The 2,639-nt window shown below is 31.1% G+C and carries 2 protein-coding genes; both read left to right on the forward strand.

Going from position 1 to position 2,639, the window contains the following annotated elements; translation table 11 throughout:
* Positions 1–1,415, forward strand: a 1,415-nt coding sequence (locus tag AB1349_13555) for an ATP-dependent helicase (GenBank protein MEW6558351.1), incomplete at its 5' end; no start/stop codon positions are given.
* A 71-nt stretch (positions 1,416–1,486) separates the two neighbouring features.
* Positions 1,487–2,639: hypothetical protein (locus tag AB1349_13560; protein MEW6558352.1), on the forward strand; the 1,153-nt coding region annotated here is incomplete at its 3' end.

The raw sequence follows: 2,639 nt of genomic DNA on the forward strand, positions 1-2,639 counted from the left end.
TGGTTATGGGATGTAATAAGCGGCCGGTATTAGTCGGCGAACCGCATGGCCCTTGGTCAGGAAGATGCTACTCAGATAGTTTTTTTTCAAATCTAACTTACGATATTAGCGGCGAACTCTTTCCAATTGATAAGAAAATAATGCCAAAGGATTGGGAAAAAAATAAACAGATAAAATCTGCAAAAAACCGATTGCAAAAGGCAGGATACGCAAGCCAAAACGATGCTAATTATTTCGGAATGAAAGTATTAGAACAATACCCAAAGATAGCTAAAGCAATCATATATAGATTTCCTTCGTTTATAATTGATGAAGCTCAAGACACATCCGAAATTCAAATGAGGATTATTGACTTATTAATTGATAATGGATTGGATAACATCATGTTAGTAGGTGATCCAGATCAAGCAATTTTTGAATGGAACGGTGCTAATCCTCAGTTATTTTTAAAAAAATATGATGACTGGAGAGATAATTCAATAATTCTTAATGAAAATAGGCGAAGTTCACAGAATATTTGCAATTGTTCCTGCCGATTATCAACATTGAAAGAAACATCAACAGCTATTAATGAAGATGTAAAAGAATATCCATTTATTCCTTTAGTCAAAACTTATAATAATGAAAATATGAATGAACTGTTAACTAATTTTTTGGATATATGCTCAGACTATAATGTTGATGTGACACCAGAAAAAGTGGCAGTAATTTATAGAAGCAAAAATATTTTTAATGCTATTATAGATTCAAATGAAATTAAATACAACAATTTACCATGGATAGAAGGTGATCCTTATTCAAAATATTTTGCGAAAGGCAAATTTCTTTGCAACAATGGTCAATTCAGTAATGGTTTCAAATTAATACAAAATACAATTATAAAAGCACGATCTGGCTCACTTTATTGCTCTGAACAAGATTTAACTAATATATTTAAATTAAATGGATTTGCAGAATTCAGGAGATTTGTATATGGCCTAATTAATTCGCTGCCTGATACAAGCTGTACTATTGGAGAGTGGGTTGATGGTGCTAATAGCGTTTTCAGTGATATAGAGCCTAAGATAGAACTTAAAATTAAAAATAAGAGTCGAGAGATTAGCTTAGATTCGCTATTCAGGTTTAATAATGAGAAATTTTCGGATAACAATTATCGTATTGGTACAATTCATTCAGCTAAAGGAGAAACATTCGACGCAGTCCTTGTCATTTTAAAACAGAAAGGTGCGATAGGCAAATATTATAAAACGATGCTAAAAGAAAATCTAACTACTTATGATAATGAAGAATTGAGAATCGTATATGTTGGAATTACCAGACCTCGCAAGTTGTTGTTATTAGCTGTACCAGATGAAGAAAATAGGACAGCATGGGAGAATAGACTATTTAATTGTAATGATAAGAATTTGCACTAAATCTTTCCATACACAGGTTTATATATAGTGCTTTATTGCATAACCAACATTATATACAATTGAGAGGCGCTATGCAACAAACTTTTCGCCAATTGTTAAATATTTTTAATAAATACTTGATAGATATTGTGCAAAAATTCAATAAATCTAAATTATCTCATAGAATCAAATTTATTGATTCAATATTCAATAGAAAAATTATAATTACAAAGGCTCATAGAGAATATATATTTCCTAATAATTTTAAACAATTAACCATGGAAAGCATTGAAAAATCTCCCGAGATACTTGCTTGGCTTTCACAGTTTAGCCCTGAAAATCAAATTGTAGCTAAATCGCTACTACTACATTTGAAATTTGTAACTCGCGACTATTATTCTAATTGGCTTATAAAGTCTATAGAATCATTACCATTAGATAATGTTTATGCTATTTATGCTGTCCGAAAATTGAGTGAATGTCAAGTTTGTCTTTGGGATTGCCAAGGCAATGTTGTTATCAGGCCTGGAACAGCTCTTGGAAGTGAGGATTTTGTTTATCAATTAATATCACACATTGTACGTTCGGACGCTAAAAAATTTATTGATCACGCTTCCTTGACAGATTTAAAAAGCAAAAAAATTCACAACATTGTCCTAATTGATGATTCTATAGGGAGTGGAGACAGAATATCAAATTTTATAAATTCCATGATGACTAATAAAAGCTTCAAAAGCTGGTGGAGCTATGGATTTATTAATTTTCACATTTTTGCAATTGCTCGAACTATTGAATCTGAGAAAGCTATAGTACAAAAAATCCCAGGTTCTGATCATGGAAAACGTAAATATCCAGTATCTTCTAAAATTCATTTTCAAAGTGAAAATATTTATAGCAAAAATTGGCTTTCACGTCGTTGGGGAAATCAATATCAGACAATTCTCGATTTATGTGACTTGACAAAAGCCATAAATAAAAAATGGCGTCGTGGCTATGATAATGTAATGAGTAATATTATTTTTTATCATAGTGTACCAAATAATATTCCTGGAGTTTTGTTTTTTAGTGGAAGAAGATGGAAGCCACTCTTTCAAGGCAGAGTTGTCCCTACTTGGCTTACATCATTGCTCGAAGAAGCATCTTTAATCTCAAATGTTGACTATTCAAAAAGTATCGCTTATTATAATAATAATCTTTCACAAAATATATTATATTTACTTTTTCTTATAAAATCCGGCATTAGGA

The sequence above is a fragment of the Elusimicrobiota bacterium genome, from assembly GCA_040757695.1.
GTDB lineage: Bacteria > Elusimicrobiota > UBA8919 > UBA8919 > UBA8919 > JBFLWK01.